The sequence below is a fragment of the Gordonia amicalis genome (genome assembly GCF_022059885.1).
Lineage (GTDB): Bacteria > Actinomycetota > Actinomycetes > Mycobacteriales > Mycobacteriaceae > Gordonia > Gordonia amicalis.
Genome location: NZ_CP091855.1, coordinates 3,538,045 through 3,561,763, shown reverse-complemented (window position 1 = coordinate 3,561,763; position 23,719 = coordinate 3,538,045). Strand labels below are relative to the sequence as shown.

The 23,719-nt window shown below is 69.8% G+C and carries 16 protein-coding genes and 1 pseudogene; 16 read left to right on the top strand and 1 reads right to left on the bottom strand.

Annotated elements, in window-relative coordinates:
- Positions 1 to 123 precede the first annotated feature (123 nt).
- The 14 genes and pseudogenes from aspS to aroB all read left to right on the top strand — a co-directional run bounded on the left by aspS (position 124) and on the right by aroB (position 21,338).
- The gene (gene aspS / locus IHQ52_RS16255) at positions 124 to 1,977 is read left to right on the top strand and encodes an aspartate--tRNA ligase (protein ID WP_024497157.1); all 1,854 of its coding nucleotides are present in this window, start codon (positions 124 to 126) and stop codon (positions 1,975 to 1,977) included.
- Between the two features lie 143 nt (positions 1,978 to 2,120).
- Positions 2,121 to 5,611: pseudogene (locus IHQ52_RS16250) on the top strand (transglutaminase family protein).
- On the top strand, positions 5,608 to 8,337 hold the full coding sequence (locus tag IHQ52_RS16245; protein ID WP_024497156.1) for a circularly permuted type 2 ATP-grasp protein: 2,730 nt from the start codon (positions 5,608 to 5,610) through the stop codon (positions 8,335 to 8,337). Before IHQ52_RS16250 ends, IHQ52_RS16245 begins: the two are co-directional and overlap by 4 nt.
- Positions 8,334 to 9,248 carry a transglutaminase family protein gene (locus IHQ52_RS16240; protein ID WP_024497155.1) on the top strand — a complete coding sequence of 305 codons (915 nt, stop codon included), beginning with the start codon at positions 8,334 to 8,336 and terminating at the stop codon, positions 9,246 to 9,248. Before IHQ52_RS16245 ends, IHQ52_RS16240 begins: the two co-directional genes overlap by 4 nt.
- 179 nt (positions 9,249 to 9,427) lie before the next feature.
- Positions 9,428 to 10,666 (top strand): protein kinase family protein, encoded by a 1,239-nt coding sequence (locus IHQ52_RS16235; RefSeq protein ID WP_024497154.1) that lies wholly within the window; start codon positions 9,428 to 9,430, stop codon positions 10,664 to 10,666.
- Positions 10,667 to 10,673: 7 nt separating this feature from the next.
- Entirely contained in the window at positions 10,674 to 12,047 is a 1,374-nt protein-coding gene (locus IHQ52_RS16230) for a replication-associated recombination protein A (protein WP_024497153.1), read from the top strand.
- Between the two features lie 93 nt (positions 12,048 to 12,140).
- Positions 12,141 to 14,852: an alanine--tRNA ligase gene (gene alaS / locus IHQ52_RS16225; RefSeq protein ID WP_024497152.1), complete on the top strand. Its 2,712-nt coding sequence runs from the start codon at positions 12,141 to 12,143 to the stop codon at positions 14,850 to 14,852.
- Positions 14,852 to 15,301, top strand: coding sequence for a Holliday junction resolvase RuvX (gene ruvX, locus IHQ52_RS16220; protein ID WP_024497151.1), 450 nt, complete (start codon positions 14,852 to 14,854; stop codon positions 15,299 to 15,301). The genes alaS and ruvX overlap by 1 nt, the downstream gene beginning before the upstream one ends.
- On the top strand, positions 15,288 to 17,108 hold the full coding sequence (gene mltG / locus IHQ52_RS16215) for an endolytic transglycosylase MltG (RefSeq protein ID WP_024497150.1): 1,821 nt from the start codon (positions 15,288 to 15,290) through the stop codon (positions 17,106 to 17,108). The genes ruvX and mltG overlap by 14 nt, the downstream gene beginning before the upstream one ends.
- Positions 17,099 to 17,959, top strand: a complete 861-nt coding sequence (locus tag IHQ52_RS16210; protein WP_051349534.1) for a shikimate dehydrogenase — start codon at positions 17,099 to 17,101, stop codon at positions 17,957 to 17,959. The genes mltG and IHQ52_RS16210 overlap by 10 nt, the downstream gene beginning before the upstream one ends.
- Before the next feature lie 52 nt (positions 17,960 to 18,011).
- On the top strand, positions 18,012 to 18,419 hold the full coding sequence (locus IHQ52_RS16205) for an A24 family peptidase (protein ID WP_024497148.1): 408 nt from the start codon (positions 18,012 to 18,014) through the stop codon (positions 18,417 to 18,419).
- A gap of 42 nt (positions 18,420 to 18,461) precedes the next feature.
- Positions 18,462 to 19,670, top strand: coding sequence for a chorismate synthase (gene aroC / locus IHQ52_RS16200; RefSeq protein WP_024497147.1), 1,209 nt, complete (start codon positions 18,462 to 18,464; stop codon positions 19,668 to 19,670).
- Complete coding sequence (locus IHQ52_RS16195) at positions 19,667 to 20,215, top strand: shikimate kinase (protein ID WP_024497146.1); 549 nt, start codon at positions 19,667 to 19,669, stop codon at positions 20,213 to 20,215. The genes aroC and IHQ52_RS16195 overlap by 4 nt, the downstream gene beginning before the upstream one ends.
- A 10-nt stretch (positions 20,216 to 20,225) precedes the next feature.
- Positions 20,226 to 21,338: a 3-dehydroquinate synthase gene (gene aroB, locus IHQ52_RS16190; protein WP_024497145.1), complete on the top strand. Its 1,113-nt coding sequence runs from the start codon at positions 20,226 to 20,228 to the stop codon at positions 21,336 to 21,338.
- 80 nt (positions 21,339 to 21,418) lie between these two features.
- Here the strand turns inward: aroB and IHQ52_RS16185 are convergent, their stop codons facing one another.
- A complete protein-coding gene (locus IHQ52_RS16185; protein WP_024497144.1) occupies positions 21,419 to 21,904 on the bottom strand; it encodes a B-4DMT family transporter in 486 nt (161 codons plus the stop codon).
- A 109-nt stretch (positions 21,905 to 22,013) separates the two neighbouring features.
- On the opposite strand from IHQ52_RS16185, the gene IHQ52_RS16180 reads away from it, so the two are divergent.
- Positions 22,014 to 23,132 (top strand): M24 family metallopeptidase, encoded by a 1,119-nt coding sequence (locus tag IHQ52_RS16180; RefSeq protein WP_024497143.1) that lies wholly within the window; start codon positions 22,014 to 22,016, stop codon positions 23,130 to 23,132.
- Between the two features lie 21 nt (positions 23,133 to 23,153).
- The gene (gene efp, locus IHQ52_RS16175; RefSeq protein WP_006436310.1) at positions 23,154 to 23,717 is read left to right on the top strand and encodes an elongation factor P; all 564 of its coding nucleotides are present in this window, start codon (positions 23,154 to 23,156) and stop codon (positions 23,715 to 23,717) included.
- The last annotated feature ends 2 nt before the right edge of the window (positions 23,718 to 23,719 follow it).

The following is a 23,719-nucleotide window of genomic DNA, read 5'->3' as shown; positions in this document are numbered from 1 at the left end:
CGATGCGGCACGATGGGTACCTGGCCTGCGTTTCCACCGGGTCACGAACAAGCCGACACAAACAACGCTTCTCCACGCCGCCCGCCAGCCGGGCCGGCCGTGTGACGTTGGGAAGGACTCTCAGTGCTCCGCACGCATTCCGCAGGTTCGCTGCGCCGCGCCGACACGTCGCAGACCGTCACCGTCGCCGGTTGGGTCGCGCGCCGACGCGACCACGGCGGTGTGGTGTTCATCGACCTGCGCGACTCCACCGGCCTGGTGCAGGTGGTGTTCCGCGAGGAGACGGTGGCCACGGCCGCCCACCGCCTGCGCGCCGAGTACTGCGTCGCCGTCACCGGTGTGGTCGAGGTCCGTCCGGAGGGCAGCGAGAACCCGAACCTCAGCTCCGGCGAGGTCGAGATCAACGCCGTCGAACTCGAGGTGCTCAACGAATCGGCACCGCTGCCGTTCCAGCTCGACGAGTCGCCGGGCGAGGAGGCGCGTCTGCGTCACCGCTACCTCGACCTCCGGCGCGAGGGGCCGAGCGCCGCTCTGCGTCTGCGGTCGAAGGCCAACGCCGCCGCCCGCGGTGTCCTCGCCGCCCACGAGTTCGTGGAGATCGAGACCCCGACGCTGACCCGTTCGACGCCGGAGGGCGCCCGCGACTTCCTGGTGCCCGCGCGTCTGCAGCCCGGCACCTTCTACGCCCTGCCGCAGAGCCCGCAGCTGTTCAAGCAGCTGCTGATGGTCGCGGGCATGGAACGCTACTACCAGATCGCGCGCTGCTACCGCGACGAGGATTTCCGCGCCGACCGCCAGCCCGAGTTCACCCAGCTCGACATCGAGATGAGCTTCGTCGACCAGGACGACGTCATCGCGGTCGCCGAGGAGGTCCTGGTGGCGCTGTGGAAGCTCATCGGCGTCGAGATCTCGACCCCGATCCCGCGCATGACCTATGCCGACGCGATGCGCCGGTTCGGTTCGGACAAGCCGGATCTGCGCTTCGACATCGAACTCGTCGAATGTGCCGAGTACTTCGCGAACACCCCGTTCCGCGTGTTCCAGGCGCCGTATGTCGGCGCCGTCGTCATGCCCGGTGGTGCCTCGCAGCCGCGCCGTCAGCTCGACGCCTGGCAGGAGTGGGCGAAGCAGCGCGGCGCCCGCGGCCTCGCGTACGTGCTCGTCGGCGAGGACGGAACCCTCACCGGTCCGGTCGCCAAGAACCTGTCCGAGGAGGAGCGCGCCGGGCTCGCCGCTCACGTCGGTGCACAGCCGGGCGACTGCGTCTTCTTCGCCGCCGGCGAGGTCAAGTCCTCCCGCGCCCTGCTCGGCGCCGCCCGCGGCGAGATCGCCTCGAAGCTCGGTCTGATCAAGCCGGACGACTGGGCATTCGTGTGGGTCGTCGACGCGCCGATGTTCGAGCCGACGGCCGAGGCCACCGCCTCCGGCGACGTCGCACTCGGCAACTCGGCATGGACCGCGGTGCACCACGCGTTCACCTCGCCCAAGCCGGAGTCGATCGAGAAGCTCGACACCGCTCCGGGTGAGGCGCTCGCCTATGCCTACGACATCGTCTGCAACGGCAACGAGATCGGCGGCGGCTCGATCCGTATCCATCAGCGTGACGTGCAGGAGCGCGTCTTCGAGATCATGGGCATCGGCCACGACGAGGCGCAGGAGAAGTTCGGCTTCCTCCTCGACGCCTTCGCCTACGGCGCCCCGCCGCACGGCGGCATCGCCTTCGGCTGGGACCGGATCACCGCGCTGCTCGCGGGTGAGGCCTCGATCCGCGAGGTCATCGCGTTCCCGAAGTCCGGCGGCGGCGTCGACCCGTTGACCGAGGCGCCCGCGGCGATCACCCCGCAGCAGCGCAAGGAGTCGGGCATCGACGCCAAGCCGGTGCCGCGTGGCGGTGCCGAGCAGGACGCGAGCGTCCCGGGCAAGGCGACGACGGACAAGGCAACGACGGACAAGGACAAGGCAACGACGGACAAGTAGTTCCGTCGAGCAACGAAAAGCGGTGGCCGAGCGTGAGTTCGGCCACCGCTTTCGTTTCCGGACGGTTGCCGCCGAGCGGGCGCCCACCACCTGTGAGAGATTCTCCCCATGTCTGCGAGCAAGGGATTCCCGGAGGTGCGTCGGTGACGATCAAGGTGGCTCTCGAACACCGGACGAGCTACTCCTTCGATCGCCCGACGAAGATCTACCCGCATGTGGTCCGCCTGCGCCCCGCGCCGCACTCGCGGACGCCGATCGAGGCCTATTCGCTGAGGGTCGAGCCCGGTGAGCACTTCCTCAACTGGCAGCAGGACGCGTTCAGCAACTACCTCGCGCGGCTCGTGTTCCCCGAGCCGTCGACCTCGCTGAGCATCACCGTCAGCCTCGTCGCCGACCTGACGGCGATCAACCCCTTCGACTTCTTCATCGAGGACTGGGCCGAGCACTACGGGTTCGAGTACCCCGAGGAGCTACGCCGCGATCTCGAGATCTTCCTGCGGCCGGTGGGCGTCGGCGAGGGCGAATTCGCCGGTGCGCCGGTCCATCCGGAGGTCGCCGCCTTCGCCGCGCAGAACAAGCCGGTCGGCAGGACGCGTGTCATCGACTTCCTGGTGGCGCTGAACACCGCCGTGCGCGAGGCCGTCGGTTACACCGTGCGTCTCGAGGCAGGGGTGCAGCCACCCGAGTTCACGCTGTCGAGTGCCATCGGTTCGTGCCGCGACTCGGCGTGGCTCCTCGTGGCGTTGCTCCGCGAACTCGGCCTGGCTGCGCGGTTCGTCTCCGGCTACCTCGTGCAGCTGACCTCCGACATCACGTCGCTCGACGGGCCCTCGGGTCCCGACGCCGACTTCACCGACCTGCACGCCTGGACCGAGGTCTACCTGCCCGGCGCCGGTTGGGTCGGTCTGGACCCGACGTCCGGCCTGTTCGCCGGCGAGGGACACATCCCGCTCGCGGCCACGCCGCATCCGGTGGGGGCCGCACCGATCACCGGCGCGACCGGTCCCTGTCACGCGACGCTCGATTTCTCCAACACCGTCACGAGATTCCACGAGGACCCGCGCGTCACCCTGCCGTACACACCCGAGCAGTGGAACCGCGTCGTCGACCTCGGTGCACTCGTGGACGAACGCATGGAGCGCGACGACGTCCGCCTCACGATGGGTGGCGAACCGACCTTCGTCTCCATCGACAACCAGGCCGACCCCGAGTGGAACACCGCCGCCGACGGACCCCACAAACGGCTCCTGGCATCCCGTCTCGCCGAACGGCTCAGGGGGGCCTACGCCCCGCAGGGTCTGGTGCGGCGCAGCCAGGGCAAGTGGTATCCCGGAGAACCGTTGCCGCGCTGGCAGATCGAGATCATCTGGCGCGCCGACGGCGAACCGATCTGGCGTGACCCAGACCTGCTCGCCGATCCGTGGTCGATGCCCGAACAGTGTGGCGCGGCGATCGAGACGGAGACCTACGGCGCCCACCCGGACACGAGCGGCGGTGGAGAACCGGCCCGGGCCGAACCGGCACACAAACTGCTGACCGCGTTCGCGGCGAATCTCGGTCTGCCCACGGAACAGGTGCTGCCCGCCTACGAGGATCCGCTCGTGCGGATGCGCGAGCTGTCCACCATGCCGCCCGGAGACCCCGGCGACGACCCGACCCTGCCCACCGCACGGAGGTTCACCCAGGCGGAGTTCGACGTCGAGCTGGATAGCCTGGCGGACGGCGACGAGGAGGTACTGGCGCCCGAGAACGATTCGGTGGCCCGGCGTCGCTCCGTGTTGTCCCGGCTCGACGCCGCGGTCACCGACCCCAGCGCCCACGTCCTTCCGCTGAACCGGTCGGAGGACCGGACCGCCTGGCAGAGTGCGGTGTGGTCGACCCGGCGCGGTCGGATCGTCCTCACGCCGGGTACCTCGCCCGCGGGTCTGCGCCTGCCGCTGAACTCACTGTCATGGGGGCCGTCGCCGACCCTGTTCGAGGCCGACCCGTCGGCGCGCCACGACGCTCTGCCCATCGACCCGGCCGCCGCACTCGGGCACACCGTGCGCGCGGTGGACCCGACGCAGTTCCTGCCGCGCACGGCGCTCGTCGCCGAGGTCCGCGACGGCGTCACATACGTGTTCATGCCGCCCACGTCGATGGGCGAGGAGTTCCTCGCCCTCGTCGAACTGGTGGAGGGCGCCGCCGCGACGACCGCGACCCCGGTCGTGATCGAAGGCTATGGGCCGCCGTCGGATCCGCGCCTGACGTCGCTGTCGGTGACTCCCGACCCGGGCGTCATCGAGGTCAACATCCAGCCGACGGCGAGCTTCGCCGAACAGTCCGAACTGCTCGAGTCCCTCTACGATCACGCCCGCCGCGTCCGGCTCGGCACGGAGAGCTTCGACCTCGACGGCAGCCACGGCGGCACCGGCGGCGGCAACCACATCACGCTGGGCGGTACGACGCCCGCCGACTCGCCGATGTTGCGCCGCCCCGATCTGCTGGTGTCGATGCTGACCTACTGGCAGCGCCACCCGTCGCTGTCCTATCTGTTCTCCGGACGCTTCGTCGGCACCACCTCGCAGGCGCCGCGCGTCGACGAGGGCCGGGAATCGGCGCTCTACGAGTTGGAGATCGCCTTCGCCGAGATCGACCGGCTCGCCGCGAGGACCGGAACCGGCGAGGGGTCGCCGCCGAATCCGTGGGTCGCCGACCGTGCGTTGCGGCATCTGCTCACCGACATCACCGGCAACACCCACCGCGCCGAGTTCTGCATCGACAAGCTCTACAGCCCCGACTCGGTGCGCGGGCGGCTCGGACTGCTGGAACTGCGTGCCTTCGAGATGCCGCCGCACCACCGGATGGCGATGGTCCAGTCGCTGCTGGTGCGCAGCCTGGTGTCGTGGTTCTGGGGCAAGCCCTACCGGGCCCGGCTCATCCGCCACGGCGGCGACCTGCACGGCAAACATCTGTTGCCGCACCACGTCATCGCCGACATCGCGCTCGTCGCCGAGGAACTCCGCGAGGCGGGCTACCCATCGAGACCGCCTGGCTCGATCCGTTCACCGAGTTCCGTTTCCCGCGGCTGGGGACCGTGCAGATCCGCGACCAGGAAGTCGAACTGCGCGGCGCCATCGAACCGTGGAACACGCTGGGGGAGGAGTCGACCGGAACCGGTACCGCCCGCTACGTCGATTCCTCGATCGAACGGGTCCAGGTGCGTGTCCTCGGCGGTGAGGACGATCGTTACCTGTTGACCTGCAACGGTTTCCCGATCCCGCTCCGGTCCACCGGCCGATCCGGCGAACGGGTGGCGGGCATCCGGTTCCGGGCCTGGCAGCCGCCGAGCGCTTTGCATCCGACGATCAGCATCGATACCCCGCTGACCTTCGACCTCGTCGACACCGTCAACGGGCGGTCGGTGGGCGGCGCGACCTACCACGTCGTCCATCCGGGTGGACGCGCCTACGACCGACCACCGGTGAACGCCGTGGAGGCCGAATCGCGCCGCAACGGGCGCTTCGAGGCGACCGGTCACACAACCGGCACCGTCGACGTCGGGCTTCTCCGGGAACGACAGGCCCGGCAGGCCATCGACTTCGGGGTCCCTGGGATCCTGGATCTGCGTCGGGCACGTACAGTTCTCCGGTGACTTCTTCGCCGGGCAACGCTTCCGCGGTGTTCGATGCCTCCACGGTCTTCGATCGTTACCGGAACGAGGGTTACACGCTCTTCGACGTCCCCGGACCCGGCGATGCCGAACCGGCCGCCGGCGCCCACCACGACGAGCTCCTCGACTCCGCCGGCATCGTTCGTCCCGCGTGGGAAGATCTCGTCCGGCTCTATCAGCGGCGCGGTGACGCCCGGTTGCGCGAGTCCGCGGATCGTCTCGCCGCGGCGGTCCGTGACGACGGTGTGGTCTACAACGAGTTCGACGGTCAGGCCACGCACACCCGAGACTGGGACATCGACGCGGTGCCGCTCATCGTCGACGGTGTCGAGTGGGCCGAGCTGGAGAGGGCCATCACCCAGCGGTCGATGCTGCTCGATCTGCTGCTGCGTGATCTCTACCGCGACCAGAAGACCATCACCTCCGGTCTCGTGGCCCCCGAGATGGTCTTCGGGCACCCCGGCTACATCCGCAAGGCGGCACGTCTCGAGGTCGCCGGACCTCACGCCCTGTTCCTGCACGCGGTCGACGTATCGCGTTCCGCCGATGGGCGTTTCGTGGTCTACCGGGACCGCACCCAGGCCCCGTCGGGCATCGGCTTCTCGATCGTCGGCCGCAGACTGCTGACCAAGACGTTCCCGCAGGTGTTCCAGGCCTGCGCGCCGCGACCGGTGACCGGTTTCGTCGGGACGATGCGCCTCGCGCTCGCCGAGTACGCCCCGCCCGGGGTCGACGACCCGACGGTCGCCGTGCTCAGCCCGGGAAGCATGTCCGAGACTGCCTTCGACCAGGCCTACCTCGCCTCGGTCCTCGGCTATCCGCTGGTCGAAGGTGCGGACCTCACCGTGCGTGACGGCGCGGTCTACATGCGTTCGCTCGGGCGGTACAAGCGGGTCGACGTCCTGCTGCGCCGCGTCGACGCCGCATATGCCGACCCGCTCGATCTGCGGACCGATTCCCGACTCGGCGTCGCCGGTCTGGTGGAGGCGATCTCGCGAGGCAACGTCACGGTGCTGAACACGCTGGGGTCCGGTGTTCTCGAGAATCCCGCGCTGCACACCGTGCTCGAACGGCTTGCGCCGGTCCTGCTCGACGAGGAACTCGCGCTCGGGTCGGTCACCACCTACTGGGCCGGAGATGCGCTGGAGCGCAGCAAGATCCAGAGTCGCATCGGTTCGCTGGTGCTGACCGACACCCGCACCGACGACGAGTTCATCGGGCCGTTGCTCGACGCGCGAACCCGTGCCGAGGTCGCCGCGCGGATCGAATCGCGACCGTGGGCCTGGGTCGGGCGCGAACTCGACGCCTACTCGGTGGCGCCGACCGTCACCGCCGGGACGCGACCCGGACGTCACACGACCGCGCTGCGTGCCGCGCCCGTGTCGGTGCGGGCCTTCAGCGTCGCCCAGGGGCCCACCTACGCGGTGATGCCGGGTGGTCTCGGCGCCGTCCTGGCCGACGGGGTCGAAGGGGCCGCCCACCACGTCGTGTCGGCCAAGGACGTCTGGGTCACCAGCACGGAGGTCGGCGGACACGTGTCGCGCCGTTCGGAGACCCGCGTCGAACCGGCCGGCGAGGTCGTACCGGAGACGGGCCGGCCCGTGCCGCTCGAGTACTCGGAGGTCGCGGCTGCCGCGAGTCCCCGCGTGCTCGCCGATCTGTTCTGGCTCGGCCGCTACGCCGAACGCACCGAGCAGGTCACCCGGCTGGCGAAGGTCTCGCGCCAGCGCTATCAGGATTTCCAGTACCGCCCATGGATGTCGGGGACCCCGGCGGTACCGCTGCTGCTGCACGCGGTCGCCACGATCACCGGAACCGACGGCTACCTCGACACCGCCGATCTGCTGGTCTCGGGCACCGACCGTCAGCCCTCGCCGGACCAGGTCAACGAGGCTATCGAGAAGATCGCCGATCTGACCGTCGCCCGCTCGATCCCGGGTACGGTCGCCTACTCGGTCGACCGGCTCGTCGGTTCTGCCCGGGCGGTCCGTGACCAGATGTCGACCAGTACCTGGATGGTCCTGGCGCCCGTCGAACGGGTCGTCGCGGGCACCGCGCGGCTGGTCTCGCGGTCGCGGGCGGAATCCGATTCCGCCCTGGACCTAGGTCCGGATCTGGCGCGGGCCCACGAGGAGGTCCTCCACGGCGTGCTCGCGCTGACCGGCCTGCAGGAGGAGTCGATGGTCCACGACCCGGGCTGGATGTTCATGGATCTGGGCCGGCGCATCGAACGCGCGATCACCCTCGCCCACCTGACTCTCGCGATGTTCGCGCAGGCGCACGACACCGACGTCGAACAGGCGCTGCTGGAGTCGTATCTGGTCGCCAACGAGTCGTCGGTGATCTACCGGCGCCGCAACCGCGGTCTGTACCGGTTCTCGAGCGTCGCCGAGTTGCTGCTGTTCGACCCGACCAACCCGCGGTCGATGATCTTCCAGCTCGAGAAGATGAACCACGATCTGACGTCGGTACCCGAACCGCTGCGCTCGGCCGGGGCCGAACGAGGTGTGCAGGACATGATCGCCGAGCTGCGTCGGAGCGGGCCGGCGGACCTCGCCGGCGTCGACTCACAGGGCCGCCGGGCAGCGCTCGCCGACCTGATGACCGCGCTCCGCGCGGGGGCCCGCGACCTGTCCGATCTGCTGGCCAGGAGCCGTTTCGCCATGCCTCGCCAGGCGCAGCCGATCTGGGGCGGAGGTGAGATGTGAGCACGCGCGTCTACCGGGTCATGCATCGCACCCGGTACACCTACAACGACGACGTGTCCTCGTCGTACGGCCGCTGCTACCTGACCCCGCGCGACCTGCCCGGACAACGGGTGCGGTCGACCACGGTCGACATCGAACCCGAACCCGACGACCGGTCGACGGGCATCGACGTCTACGGGAACCACGACAGCTACTTCCACGTCCGCACCGCGCACCGGGAACTGACGGTCACCGCACGGTCGGTCGTCGAGGTGGATCCGGTCGATCAGGGCGTGCTCATCGGCCCCGCGGCCCGGGCCCCGTGGGAGTCGGCACGCCCGGCGGTGCTCGGGGGCCGCGAGGCCGCGCTCGCCGTCGAGTTCGTCCTCGATCTCGACCCGCCGGAGATCACCCGGGCGGTACGCGACTACGCCGCCGCGGTGTTCACCCCTCAGCGTCCGCTGATCGAGGCGGTCACCGACCTCACGACCCGGATCTTCACCGACTTCGCCTATCGTTCCGGTTCGACGGCCATCTCGACTCGGGTCGACACCGTGATGCAACGACGCGAGGGCGTCTGCCAGGACTTCGCCCGGGTCGCGATCGCGTGCCTGCGCTCGGTCGGACTCGCCGCCCGCTACGAATCGGGCTACCTGGCGACCGACCCGCCGCCGGGCAAGGAGAAGATCTTCGGCGCCGACGCGAGCCATGCGTGGGCGGCGGTCTGGATGCCCGACGGCCGCTGGCTGGCGTTCGACCCGACCAACGACAAACTGGTCGACGAACGCCACGTCACGCTGGCCTGGGGCCGCGACTACGACGACGTCCCGCCGTTGCGCGGGGTCATCTACACCGACTCGACGAAGAGCCACATCGACGTATCCGTCGACGTGAGTCCGGCGCAGTCACCCGCACCCGGAACCGGGGCCTGAGACACCGCGCGTCGGGACCATCACGGGCACATCGCGGCACGAATGTGACGAGGGCACCGAAACCCCTGCGACGCAGTGGTTTCGACGCACACACTCGCGGGTACAAGATCCGCAACGTCGTACAGAAGGATGAAGAATGGTGTTGCACCCCCGTTGCAACGGGTACCTTGGGATACGCCATGACGGTCATTACTGAAAGCCGCATCACCAGCGTGGTGCGGGCGGCAGAGGCGCTGCTGTCACACCGCGCCGGTTCCTCGGTAGTCCTCGACGACCCCGAGGACCTCGGAGGTAGCGGCCGTACGACGGTCGTGCGGGTGCGGGTGGCGCAGAACCCCCTCAGCATGGACCGTTCGCTGGTGATCAAGGCGTTGCCCGAGCACGAGGACCCGCAGGCCTTCCACCGCGAGATCGCGTCGTACAAGTACGCCACCGCGCTCCCGAACGAATCGCGACCGGGCCCGCAGCTCATCGCCTCCGACCCCGACCTGCGCCTGATGGTTCTCTCTGATCTCGGTCACGGCCGGTCGATGATGGAGTTCCTCGACGGCGACGACCCGGTGGAGACCTCCCGCGCGGTGAGCGCCTGGGGTCAGGCCCTGGGCCGCATGCACGCGGCGACCGTCGGCGGCGAGATCGACTTCCTGGCGCTGGTCCGCCGCGGCCCGTCGGGTACCGAGGGGCGCGACATTCTCCGTGACGAGGCCAGACGCTCGGTCGATGCGCTCTCCGGACACGCCGCCGCGCTCGGCGTGCAGGTGCCGGATCGGGTTCTCGAGGCGCTCGAGGCCGCCGCCGCCCTGTTCGACGACGGCGAGCACCGCGCGTTCAGCCCGTCGGACGTCGGTCCCGAGAACATCATGCTCAACGACGACGGCGTGCAGTTCATGGACTACGAGTGGGGCGGGTTCCGCGACGCCACCCTCGACATCGCCTACGCCGTGGTCACCATGTCCGCGCAGCTGCCCGCGCGCGCCGCGTCCCGCGCCACCGACCTCGAGGTGTCCATGGTCGACGCCTGGCGCTCCGAGGTGAACCCGATCTGGCCGGCCCTCGCGCACGAGCGCGAGATGCAGCGCAAGGTGCTCGTCGCCCGGCTGCTGTGGGTGTGGCTGTCGACCGCCTGGATGCTGCCTGCCGACACCGACCTGGTCGACCCGGAGTCCGCGATCGGTCAGGACGCCGACGCGAGCCTGGAGATGCCCCCGTTCGACCCGGCACTCCAGAACTCCGCAGTGGGTACCCCGATCGAGAGTGGCGGATTCACCCACGACTGGGCGCTGCACACGAACGATCCGCGCGTCCTCGTGTCCCGCTGGACCGATCTCGCGGCAGCCGCCGGCCGTGCCGGTGAGGACGCGATCGCCGACTTCGCGACCGCAACGGGCCTCGCGTTGCAGCGCATCTGGATGGCCTGATCGGCTCGTGGACGGATTGTTCGACCCGCCCGTGGATCCCCGGGCCGGAACCGGTGTGCCGACGCCCGGCGCCAACGGACTGACCGCGGCGCCGTCACCGACCGCACCGCTCGCGGTCCGGATGCGCCCACAGACCCTCGACGAGATCGTCGGCCAGCAGCACCTGCTCGGCGACGGTTCTCCGCTGCGGCGACTGATCAGCGGGGTCGGTGCGGCATCGGTGCTGCTCTATGGCCCGCCCGGCACCGGCAAGACGACGATGGCGTCGCTGATCGCGCGCGCGACGGGCGGCCGGTTCGAGGCGCTGTCGGCGCTGTCCGCGGGCGTCAAGGAGGTGCGCGCCGTCATCGACGTGGCGAGGCGCCGCTTGATCGAGGGCCAGCAGACGGTCCTGTTCATCGACGAGGTCCATCGCTTCTCCAAGACCCAGCAGGACGCGCTGCTCGACGCGGTGGAGAACCGCATCGTGCTGCTCGTGGCGGCGACCACCGAGAACCCGTCGTTCTCTGTCGTCGCGCCCCTGCTGTCGCGGTCGCTCGTGCTCCAGTTGCGGTCGCTCACCGACGACGACATCCGTGAGGTGCTCATCCGGGCCGTCGCCGACCCGCGCGGCCTCGACGGGCAGGTGGAGGTGACCGACGCCGCCTACGACCACCTGGTGGCGGTCGCCGGCGGCGACGCCCGCCGGGCGCTGACGGCGCTCGAGGCGAGCGCCGACTCGACCACCCGGGTCGACCTCGCCGACGTCGAGACGGCCATCGACCGCGCGGCGGTGCGCTACGACCGCGACGGCGACCAGCATTACGACGTGACCAGCGCGTTCATCAAGTCGATCCGCGGTTCCGACGTCGATGCCGCGGTGCACTATCTGGCGCGGATGATCGCGGCGGGGGAGGACCCGCGCTTCATCGCGAGGCGCCTGATGATCCACGCCAGCGAGGACATCGGCATGGCCGATCCCACCGCGCTGCAGACCGCGGTGGCCGCCGCGCAGGTGGTCAACCTCGTCGGCATGCCCGAGGCCAAGCTGGCACTGACCCAGGCCACCATCCATCTGGCGACCGCACCCAAGTCGGCCGGAGTGGTGTCGGCGATCGGCGCCGCGCTCGCCGACGTCGAGGCCGGCAAGGCCCGAGCGGTACCCGCCCACCTGCGCGACAGCCACTACGCAGGTGCCAAGAAACTCGGCAACGGCGTCGCCTACCAGTACCCGCACGACCATCCGGACGGAGTGGTGGCCCAGCAGTACGCGCCGGACGAACTCGTCGGCGTCGACTACTACGAGCCCACCGATCACGGGCTCGAACGCGAGATCGGGCCGCGCGTCGCACGCCTGAGATCCATCGTGCGGGGTGCCGTCACACGTCGCCGATCCCGCTGATCACGGCGGGGATGACGTACCGGGACCGGTTCCGCGACGCGCCGACGGTACTCTGGGATGTCGCGACAACCAACGGCGAGGACAAGACCAACAGTGCAGACGCATGACATCCGGAAGCGTTTTCTGGACCACTTCATCAAGGCCGGCCACACCGAGGTGCCCAGCGCCTCGCTGTTGCTCGACGACCCCAACCTGCTGTTCGTCAACGCCGGCATGGTTCCGTTCAAGCCGTACTTCCTGGGCGAGCAGACCCCGCCGTACTCCCGCGCGACCAGCGTCCAGAAGTGTGTCCGTACCCTCGACATCGACGAGGTCGGCATCACCACCCGCCACAACACCTTCTTCCAGATGGCGGGCAACTTCGCCTTCGGTGACTACTTCAAGCGCGAGGCCATCAACTTCGCGTGGACGCTGCTGACCAACAGCGTGGAAGACGGCGGCTACGGCATCGATCCGCAGAAGCTGTGGCCCACCGTCTATCTCGACGACGACGAGGCCGAGGCCATCTGGCGCGACGAGATCGGCGTGCCCGCCGAGCGCATCCAGCGTCGCGGCCTGAAGGACAACTACTGGTCGATGGGCGTCCCCGGTCCGTGCGGTCCTTGTTCGGAGATCTTCTACGACCGCGGCCCCGAATACGGCGTCGAAGGCGGCCCGGAGGCCGACGAGGACCGCTACATCGAGATCTGGAATCTCGTGTTCATGCAGAACGTCCGTGGTCCGGGGGGTGGCAAGGACAATTACGAGATCCTCGGGCCCCTGCCCAAGAAGAACATCGACACCGGCATGGGCGTCGAGCGCGTCGCCTGCATCCTGCAGGGCGTCGACAACGTCTACGAGACCGACCTGCTCAAGCCGATCATCGATCTGGCCGCCGAACTCACCGGCCGCGCCTACGGCGCCGGCTCGCATGCCGACGATGTGCGCTTCCGCGTGATCGCCGACCACGCCCGCACCTCGGCGATGCTGATCGGTGACGGGGTGCTGCCCGGCAACGACGGCCGCGGCTACGTGCTGCGTCGCCTGCTGCGCCGCGTCGTGCGGTCGATGCGTCTGCTGGGCGCCGGGAGCGGAGCGAGCGGGCCGGATGGGCTGGGGGCCGGGGACAACCAGGCCACCATGGGCGCGATCATCGGCAAGGTCATCGACCTGATGGCCCCGTCGTATCCGGAACTCGAGACCGAGCGCACCCACATCGTGGACGTCGCGGTGGGCGAGGAGACCTCCTTCGCCAAGACGCTGGCCGCCGGTTCCAAGCTGTTCGCCGACGCCGCGACCGCCACCAAGAAGTCTTCGAGCACCACCATCACCGGCGCCGACGCGTTCACCCTGCACGACACGTACGGCTTCCCGATCGACCTCACGCTCGAGATGGCCGCCGAGGCCGGGCTGTCGGTGGACCAGGAGGGCTTCACCGCCCTGATGGCCGAGCAGAAGCAGCGCGCCAAGGCCGATGCCACGGCGCGCAAGACCGGGCACGCCGACCTGAGCGTGTACCGCGACTTCCTCGACCGCGGACCCACCGAGTTCACCGGCTTCGACGAGCTCGTCTCCGAGGCGCGCGTCCTCGGACTCGTCGCCGACGGCGCACGTGTGCCGGCGGCGACGGCCGGGCAGGAACTCACCCTCGTGCTCGACCGCACCCCGCTCTATGCCGAGTCGGGTGGCCAGATGGCCGACGTCGGCACCATCACCACCGGTTCCGGTGTGCGCCTGTCGGTCACCGACGTGCAGAAGGTCGGAAAGTCGGTGTGGCTGCACAAGGTTCGGGTGGACGAGGGCGAGATCGAGGAGGGCGACGAGGTCCTCGCCGCCGTCGACACCGCATGGCGCCACGGAGCGACGCAGGGCCACTCGGGCACCCACATGGTGCATGCCGCCCTGCGCGAGGTGCTCGGACCCGGTGCGACGCAGGCCGGTTCGCTGAACCGTCCGGGCTACCTGCGTTTCGACTTCAACGCCCGCGGCCCGGTGACCGAGTCCCAGCGTCGGGAGATCGAGGAGATCGCCAACGCGGCCGTCGAGGCCAACTATCAGGTCAACACCTTCGAGACCGGACTCACCGAGGCCAAGGCGATGGGCGCGATGGCGCTCTTCGGCGAGAACTACGGCGATGTCGTCCGCGTCGTCGAGATCGGCGGCCCGTTCTCGATGGAGCTGTGCGGTGGCACACATGTCGTGTCGTCGTCGCAGATCGGTCCGATCACGCTGATCGGCGAGTCCTCGGTCGGCTCCGGGGTGCGCCGCGTCGAGGCTTACGTCGGCATGGACTCGTTCCGTTTCCTGTCGAAGGAGCGAGCGCTGCTCGCCGGGCTGGCGTCGTCGCTGAAGGTGCCGTCCGAGGAGGTGCCCGGCCGCGTCGAGCAGCTCGTCACCAAGCTGCGCGACGCCGAGAAGGAACTCGCCCGGGTGCGTGCCGAACAGGCTCAGGCGGCCGTTTCCGGTCTCCTCGACACCGCGACCACCATCGGCTCCACGCTCGTCGTCGAGGGCCGGGTCCCCGGGCTCGACGCCAACGGACTGCGTTCGGTCGTCACCGACCTGCGTGGCCGGGTCGCCGACCGCCAGGCCGTGATCGCCATCTTCTCGCCGAACGGCGAGGGACCGGATGCCAAGGTGCCGTTCGTGATCGCCACGACTGCCGCGGCTCGCGACGCCGGTATCAAGGCCGGCGACCTCGTCAAGGAGGTGGCGCCGCTCGTCGGTGGCCGTGGAGGTGGCAAACCCGACCTCGCCCAGGGATCGGGAACCGAACCCGGTGGTGTCGACGCCGCCCTGTCGCGTGTCCGCGAGTTCGTCGGCTGATGCCGTCAGATCAGGGCCCGTCGCCCCGACGCGGTCGCCGGCTCGGCATCGACGTCGGGAGTGTCCGGATCGGTGTCGCGGTGTGCGACCCCGACGGCATCCTCGCCACACCGGTCGAGACGGTCCGCCGAACCCCTTCGGCCGCAACCGATCTCGACCGGATCGTAGCCCTGGTGAACGAGTACGAGGCGATCGGCGTCGTCATCGGGCTGCCGAAGACGCTGAAGAACACGACCGGGGTGGCCGCGGAGACCGCGCGCGCCTTCGGGGACCGGCTCGCCGAGCGCATCGCGCCGGCCGAAGTGCATTGGCAGGATGAACGTTTCACCACCGTGACCGCGCAGCAGGCCCTGCACGCGAGCGGCCGGTCGGTGAAGTCGTCACGAGGGGTCATCGATCAGGCGGCCGCGGTCGCTATCCTTCAGGGATGGCTGGATGCGCGACGGTGAGTCCGATGGTCCCTCGACAGAGTCGGGAGGGGAACCGGCGGTGACCGAAGAACGGCGTCGTACGCGACACCGGGACAACCATGGCGGTCGTGCCGAGGGCATGGATCCGGAACGTCTGCGGTATTTCACGCAGCCGGCCGAGGGGTCGCCCAACACACGGCATCGTCGTCGGCGTACGGGACAGCTCGGCCAGCCCGGTGACCTCGCGAACCCGCCTCAGGGCGGCACGGCCGATCAGGTCGGCGCCCCCCGGCGTGCGACGCCCGTCCGGATCCCGCCGGGCGGACAGCCCCCGCGGCCTCCGCGTACCCAGGCGGCACCTCCGCCGCCGGTCGCTCCGCGCCGGCCCGCGCCGCCGCCCCCTCCGCCGACGCCCACTCACGAGGCGGCCGACACCGCCGAGCCCGAGTTGCCGCAGGCCGCAACCGGGTACCTCGAACAACGCTACGACGAGCGCGAGTTCAGCGACGTCGACAATCAGGAGTCCGCGTACCCCGACTCCGCGTACACCGAACCCGCGTACACCGAACCCGCGTACGCCGAACCCGAGCCGGACGGCCGGCGCGGACACGGTGGTCGCGACGAGGAGGACTGGTGGCCGGGCGCCGACGACGTCGAGCCGGCACCGGCATCACGGCGCCCGCGACGACGCTCCCGCGCGAACCAGAAGAAGCGCCGGGTGATTCTGGCGCTCGCTGTCGTGTTCATGCTCGCGCTCGTCGGCGGTGTCGGATACTACGGTCTGCGTGCGACCGGGGTTCTGGAGTCGCGTAAGGACTACACCACCACGGCGGGCGCCGGCGACGTGATCGTCGACATCCCCGAGAACTCGACCCTCGCCGACTTCGGGCGCATCCTGGTCGACGCCGATGTCGTCGGCAGTGTGCGTGCCTTCATCGACGCCGCGGACGGTCAGCCGATGTCGGGTGGGCTCTACAAGATGAGGACCCAGATCCCGGCGTCGACCGCCGTGGAGATGCTCACCGACGACAGCGCCCAGCACCGCGTCGGGCGCGTGGTGATCCCGCCGGGTCTCCAACTCGACTCCAAGACCGGGATAGACGGCAAGATCACGCCGGGTATCTTCCAGATGATCCAGGACGCCACGTCGACCGAGGTCAACGGCCAGCCCGAGGGCGTCACCGTGGCCCAACTCGAGGAGGCGGCCGCGAAGGCGACCCCCGAGGAGCTCGGGGTGCCCGAGTGGGCGAAGGAGAACGTGGCGTCGATGACCGGGGACCACCGCCGCATCGAGGGCCTCATCGCGCCGACGACGTGGGAACGGGTCGAACCCGATCACACCGCCGTGCAGATCCTCAACGAGATGATCTCCCAGAGCGCGGTGATGTTCGACCAGTGGGGCCTGGTGGACAGCAACAAGTCGGGACTGGCGCCGTACGAGACGCTGATCGCCGCGTCGATCGTCGAACGCGAGGTGCGCCACGTCGAGGACGCCCCGAAGGTCGCCCGTGTCATCCGCAACCGTCTCGACGAGGATCAGCGGCTGGAGATGGACTCGACGCAGAACTACACCGCCGCTGTCACCAACATCGACGTGCACGGTGAGGCCTACAAGGCCGACAACGAGTGGAACACCTACCGCTACAAGGGTCTTCCGCCGACCCCGATCGCGGCCGTCGGTGTCCCGGCACTCGAGGCGATGCTCGACCCGGCACCGGGATCGTGGCTGTACTTCGTGACCGTCGACACGGCGGGAACCACGTTGTTCGCGAACACCTTCGAAGAACACAAGCGCAATCGCCTCGTCGCCTGTCAGAACAAGCTGGTGTCGACGGGATGCCGGTGATCCGTTCGCCGTACGGGGATCACCGTCGGGCGGCGGTGCTCGGTTCGCCGATCGGCCATTCGCGGTCACCGGCGGTGCACCTCGCCGCCTATCACGCCCTCGGACTCGACGGCTGGTCCTACGACCGGATCGAGTGCACGGCCGACGAGCTGCCCGGGATCGTGTCGGGCGCGGCACCCGAGTTCATCGGGTTCTCGGTGACGATGCCGAACAAGCTGGCCGCGCTGGACTTCGCGACCGAGCGGACCGAACGTGCTGCGCTGGTCGGATCGGCGAACACTCTGGTGCGCACCGATGACGGGTGGCGGGCCGACTGCACCGACATCGACGGCATGACGGGCGCGCTGGCGGCACTGGGCGTCGACGCCGACATCGCCGCGGGGGCCGCCCCCGATGCGGTCGTGATCGGCGCCGGCGGCACGGCGCTGCCGACCGTCGTGGCGCTCGCCGAGGTCGGCGTCTCGACGATCTCGATCGTGGCGCGCGACGCCGGACGTGCCGCGGCGGTCCTCGACCTGTGCGACCGCCTGGGCATCGCCGGTGAGGTCATCGCCTTCGCGGCCGGTGCCGCACTCGAACATCGCTGTCACGACGCCTCCGTCGTGGTGTCGACGGTGCCCGCGCCGGCCGCCGAGATCCTCGCGCCGGCCATCGCCCACGCGGGCAAGGTCGTGGACGTGATCTACGACCCCTGGCCGACGCCGCTGGCGCGGGCCGTCGAGGCGGCGGGTGGTGCCGTCGTCGGGGGACTGGTCATGCTGCTGAACCAGGCGTTCCGTCAGGTCGAACTGTTCACCGGGTTGCCGGCACCTCGCGAGGCGATGACGAAGGTGCTCATCCCCAACGCGTGAGGCTGTGGAGACCTCGCTCGCCGGCACCCACCGGGGGCGCGATGCTCGGCGCATGGTCGAGCTCTCGATTTCGGTGTGGCTGCTCACGATCGCCGTCACCGACGCGCGCACCCGGCGCATCCCCAACGTGATGGTCTGGCCCGGACTCGGGGCGGTGGCGCTCAGCGCGGTAGCGCAGCCGTCCGTCGGACTCGCCGCCGCGGCGGCCGCGACGCCGTATCTGCTGACCTTCGTCGCCGGGTGGTGCGGCGGCGGTGACGTGAAGCTGGCCTTCGCCTGCGGCGGTCTCACGCTGTCCTGGGACACCGCGCTGGTCATGGTGGCTCTCGCCGCCCTGCTCTCCCTGGTCGCGGTCCCGGTCCCGACGATGGCAGAGACATCGCCGACGGCGCAGTCACGAGGCCGGGCGCACGCACCGGCGCTCGTCGGCGCGTTGATCGTCGTGTCCGATCTGCTCTGACGACGCCCGCCCCACGACCGCTGTCGGCCACTCGTGGGGCACATGGAACAATTGATCACTGTGCTGCGCTGGATAACTGCCGGAGAATCCCACGGACCCGCCTTGGTCGCCCTCGTCGAGGGCATGGTCGCCGGGGTCGAGGTGACCTCGTCGGACATCGCCGAACAGCTCGCCCGCCGTCGCCTCGGTTACGGCCGGGGCGCGCGGATGAAGTTCGAGGCCGACAAGGTCACCGTGCTCGGTGGCGTGCGCCACGGCCGCACGATGGGCGGCCCGGTGGCCATCGAGATCGGCAACACCGAGTGGCCCAAGTGGGAGACCGTGATGGCGGCCGACCCGGTCGATCCCGCCGAACTCGAGGGCAGCGCCCGGAACGCGCCGCTGACCCGTCCGCGCCCCGGGCACGCCGACTACTCGGGCATGCTCAAATACGGCTTCGACGACGCCCGCCCGGTCCTCGAACGTGCCAGCGCCCGGGAGACCGCTGCCCGCGTGGCCGCGGGCACCGTCGCCCGCAACTTCCTCCGCCAGGTCTTCGGCATCGAGGTCGTCTCCCACGTCATCTCGATCGGCGCGAGCGATCCCTATGTCGGTCCGCCGCCGCGCTTCAGCGACCTCGAGGCCATCGACGCCAGCCCGGTCCGCGCGTTCGACGCCGCCGCCGAGAAGTCGATGATCGACGAGATCGAGGCCGCCAAGAAGGACGGCGACACCCTCGGCGGTGTCGTCGAGATCGTCGCCACCGGCGTGCCGGTCGGACTGGGTTCGCATGTCAGCGGAGAGACCCGGCTCGACGCGCGCCTGGCGGCCGCTCTCATGGGCATCCAGGCCATCAAGGGAGTGGAGGTCGGCGACGGCTTCACGACCGCCCGCCGCCGCGGCAGCGAGGCCCACGACGAGATGGTGCCCGGACCCGACGGCGTGCTGCGGTCGACCAACCGCGCGGGCGGCCTCGAGGGCGGCATGACCAACGGCGAGGACCTGCGCGTCCGGATCGCGATGAAGCCGATCTCGACGGTGCCGCGCGCGCTGTCGACGATCGACATGGAGACGGGGGAGACCGCCAGCGCGATCCACCAGCGTTCGGACGTGTGCGCGGTGCCCGCGGCCGGTGTGGTCGCCGAGGCGATGGTGGCGCTCGTCGTCGCCCAGGCGGCACTGGACAAGTTCGGCGGCGACTCGGTCGCCGAGACCTCCACGAACCTCGGCGCCTACCTGACAGCCGTCCACGCGCGCCCGCCGCGCCCATGACGCAGACGCCGACCCCCACGCGGCCGACCACGGGGCGCCGCCCCGCCGCAGTGCTGATCGGCTTCATGGGTGCGGGCAAGTCGACCGTCGGTCGTCTGCTCGCCGACCGGCTCGGGGTCGACTTCGTCGACACCGACATCGAGCTGGTCCGGCGTACCGGGCGCAGCATCCCCGAGATCTTCTCCTCCGACGGGGTCGACGGGTTCCGCATGATCGAGGAGAACGTCGTCACCGACGTCCTCGACAACCACAGCGGGGTGGTATCGCTCGGTGGAGGTGCGGTGACCACCGCCGGAGTGCGGGATGCACTGACCGGTCACCGTGTGGTCTACCTGCGGGTCAGCGCCGAACGCGGCTACGAGCGGGTCTCCGGCACCGACCGGCCGCTGCTCGACACCGAGGACCCGGCCGCCCGCTATGCCGAACTTCTCGCCGAGCGCACCGACATCTATTCGTCGGTGTGCTCCTTCGAGGTGGACGCCGATGCCGCTCCCGAGGACGTCGCCGACGCCATCGTCACCGAACTCGCCCGCGAACTGATGTGAGGACAGACCCATGACCGACACCGAACCCGTTGCGATCCGCGTCGATGCCGGCGCGCCCTATGACGTGACGATCGGCCGCGGGCTGCTCGGCGAGGTCGCCGCGGCCGCGGCCGGCGCCGACCGCATCGCGATCCTGTACCAGCCCCCGCTCAACAAGACCGCCGAGCAGATCCGGGAATTCCTGGCGGACAAGGGCTTCGACGCGCACCGCATCGAGATCCCGGACGCCGAGGCGGGCAAGGACCTGTCGGTGGCCGCGTTCTGCTGGGAGGTCTTCGGCCGGATCGGTCTCAAGCGCAACGACAAGGTCATCAGCCTCGGCGGCGGTGCCGCCACCGACCTCTCCGGGTTCGTCGCCGCCACCTGGATGCGCGGCATCGGGGTCATCCACGTCCCGACCACGCTGCTGGCGATGGTCGACGCCGCGGTGGGCGGCAAGACCGGCATCAACACCGAGGCGGGCAAGAACCTCGTCGGGTCGTTCCACGAGCCCGACGCGGTCCTGATCGACATCGGCACGCTCGAGACGGTGCCGCGCAACGAGATCGTGGCCGGGCTCGCGGAGGTCATCAAGACCGGCTTCATCGCCGACCCGACCATCCTCGACATCATCGAGGCCGATCCGGAGGCCGCCCTCGACCCGACCGGGCCGGTGCTCCCGGATCTCATCCGCCGGTCGGTGCAGGTGAAGGCCGACGTCGTCTCGGCCGACCTGAAGGAGTCCTCGCTGCGCGAGATCCTCAACTACGGCCACACCCTGGGTCATGCGATCGAGCGTCGCGAGCGCTACCGCTGGCGTCACGGTGCCGCGGTGTCGGTGGGCCTGGTGTTCGCCGCCGAACTGGCGCGCCTGGCCGGGCGTCTCGACGACGCGACGGCCGACCGTCACCGGTCGGTGCTCGAACTCGTGGGACTGCCGACCTCCTACGACCCCGACGCCTTCGCCGACCTGCTCGAGGGCATGGCGGGGGACAAGAAGAACCGTTCGGGTGTGCTCCGCTTCGTCGTGCTCGACGGACTGGCCAAGCCGGGCCGTCTGGAAGGACCCGATCCCGGCCTCCTCGCCGCCGCCTACTCCGCGGTGGCCGGTGGGGCGGGGAAGAGCACCTCGGTCCTCCTCTAGTCCGACGGCACCAACCGACAGACGAACGAACCCACCGCCTCGAAGCGGTGGGTTCGTTGCTGTCAGAGGTGCGAAACCGGTTACCGGGCCGCGTCGGCGTGCCGGTCCTCGTGGACCGACCAGTCGTCGGAGGCGCCCTTGTTCTGCTCGCGGCGGATCAACCAGCGGCCGATGGCGGCGCCGACGAACGCGGGGACGAACACGAGCAGCGCGGTGAACGAGGCACCGGCGATCAGCTCGACGAACAGGCCGGCCTGGCCGATCCCGGCGAGCACCGTGTTGCCGAGGATCCAGGAGATCAGCCCGGCGGCGACGCCGGCCAGGACGCCGGCCTTCAGCCAGCGCACGGTGAGGTCCTCGTAGTCGTCCGGATCGGGATTGGCGCGTGCATCGCGAATACCGTCGAAACCACCCCAGACCAGGGCTACCAGGACGACCGCCGCGATGGCGACGGTGCGCCACACGGTGGAGTTCAGCGGGGCCTCGACCACTGCGACGCCGAGCAGGATTCGGGCGAGGACGTGAACAGCGGTCATCGCCAGACCGCGTACCAACCACGTAGACATGCGCGTCATACTACGCATCCGTGCCGTGATTGCGGACACACCTGGCCGATGTGGCCGGCTCCGCGTGCCGGGTTCGCACAGTCGGACGTCCCGCCGTAGCGTTGCTCGGGTGCCGATCATCCACGACACCGCCGGCCGACGAGACCGGCTGCGGAACCAGCTACGCGACCACTCGGGTGCCGACGCGCAGGTCGCGGCGTTCATCGTCTCCGACCTCGTCAACGTCCGGTACCTGACCGGCTTCACGGGTTCCAACGCGGCAGTCCTCATCGACGTGTCCGACCCCGCGGGGGACCGGATCGCCACCGACGGCCGCTACCTCACCCAGGTCGCCGCGCAGGTCCCCGATGTCGAGCCCGTCATCGAACGCGCCTGCGTCCCCGCCCTGGTTGCGCACGCGCGGACCGCGGGTGCCGCCCGTATCGGCTTCGAGGCTGATGCCGAAACCGTCGCCGGGCACCGTGCCCTGACCGCGTCGATCGAGGATTCCGGGGTCGAACTGGTCGGTCTCGCCAGCGTCGTGCAGGGTCTGCGGGCCGTCAAGGATGCGGGGGAGATCGCGTTGCTGCGCGCTGCCTGCGCGATCGGCGATGCCGCGCTGGCCCGGATCATCGCCGACGGTGTCCTGCGCGCCGGAACCACCGAACGCGAAGCCGCCCGCGCCCTGGAGTTCGAGATGTATCGCCTCGGCGCCGACGGCATCGCCTTCGAGACGATCGTCGCCGCCGGGCCGCACTCGGCGATTCCGCACCACCGGCCCACGCACACCGCGCTGGCGGACGGCGACCTCGTCAAGATCGACTTCGGCGCCGTCGTCGGCGGCTACCACTCCGACATGACCCGAACCTTCGTGCTGCACCGCGCCGCGGACTGGCAGCGCGACATCTACGACCTCGTCGCCACCGCGCAGGCCGCCGGACGGACGGCTCTCGCTCCGGGCATGGAGCTGCGGGACGTCGACGCCGCGGCGCGTGCCGTCATCGACGACGCCGGGCACGGCGACCACTACGTGCACGGACTCGGCCACGGCGTGGGCCTCGAGATCCACGAAGCGCCGGGAATCGGCAAACTCTCGACGGGTACACTGCCATGCGGTGCTGCGGTCACCGTGGAGCCCGGTGTGTACCTACCCGGATGGGGTGGGGTCAGGATCGAGGACACCCTGGTCGTCACACAAGGCGACCCGGAACTGTTGACCACCACCGACAAGACATTCACCGTCATCTGACTGCAAGGGAAGAAACACCACATGGCGACCACCGCCGATTTCAAGAACGGCCTCGTGCTGCGCATGGACGACCAGCTCTGGCAGATCCAGGAGTTCCAGCACGTCAAGCCGGGCAAGGGTCCCGCATTCGTGCGCACCAAGATCAAGAACGTGATGAGCGGCAAGACCGTCGACAAGACCTTCAACGCCGGCGTCAAGGTCGAGACCGCCACCGTCGACCGTCGGGACATGACCTTCCTGTACAACGACGGCACCGACTACGTCTTCATGGACGCGCAGGACTACGAGCAGTTCGCCCTGCCGCCGGCCGTGGTCGGCGACGGCGCGCGCTTCCTGCTCGAGAACATGACCGTGCAGGTCTCGCTCAACGAGGGCACCCCGCTGTTCGTCGAACTCCCGGTCACCGTCGAGCTCATCGTCGCCCAGACCGACCCGGGTCTGCAGGGTGACCGCTCCACCGGCGGCACCAAGCCCGCCACGCTGGAGACCGGCGCCGAGATCCAGGTGCCGCTGTTCATCAACACCGGCGACAAGCTGAAGGTCGATTCGCGCGACGGCAGCTACCTCGGCCGCGTCAACTCCTGACC

Excerpts from the sequence above, each read along its gene's own strand:
- IHQ52_RS16235 (WP_024497154.1), top strand. The coding sequence starts at position 9,428 with ATGACGGTCATTACTGAAAGCCGCATCACCAGCGTGGTGCGGGCGGCA.
- ruvX (WP_024497151.1), top strand. The coding sequence starts at position 14,852 with ATGCCGTCAGATCAGGGCCCGTCGCCCCGACGCGGTCGCCGGCTCGGC.
- aroB (WP_024497145.1), top strand. The coding sequence starts at position 20,226 with ATGACCGACACCGAACCCGTTGCGATCCGCGTCGATGCCGGCGCGCCC.
- IHQ52_RS16195 (WP_024497146.1), top strand. The coding sequence starts at position 19,667 with ATGACGCAGACGCCGACCCCCACGCGGCCGACCACGGGGCGCCGCCCC.
- IHQ52_RS16185 (WP_024497144.1), bottom strand. The coding sequence starts at position 21,904 with ATGTCTACGTGGTTGGTACGCGGTCTGGCGATGACCGCTGTTCACGTC.
- efp (WP_006436310.1), top strand. The coding sequence starts at position 23,154 with ATGGCGACCACCGCCGATTTCAAGAACGGCCTCGTGCTGCGCATGGAC.
- mltG (WP_024497150.1), top strand. The coding sequence starts at position 15,288 with ATGCGCGACGGTGAGTCCGATGGTCCCTCGACAGAGTCGGGAGGGGAA.
- IHQ52_RS16205 (WP_024497148.1), top strand. The coding sequence starts at position 18,012 with ATGGTCGAGCTCTCGATTTCGGTGTGGCTGCTCACGATCGCCGTCACC.
- IHQ52_RS16210 (WP_051349534.1), top strand. The coding sequence starts at position 17,099 with ATGCCGGTGATCCGTTCGCCGTACGGGGATCACCGTCGGGCGGCGGTG.
- aroC (WP_024497147.1), top strand. The coding sequence starts at position 18,462 with ATGGAACAATTGATCACTGTGCTGCGCTGGATAACTGCCGGAGAATCC.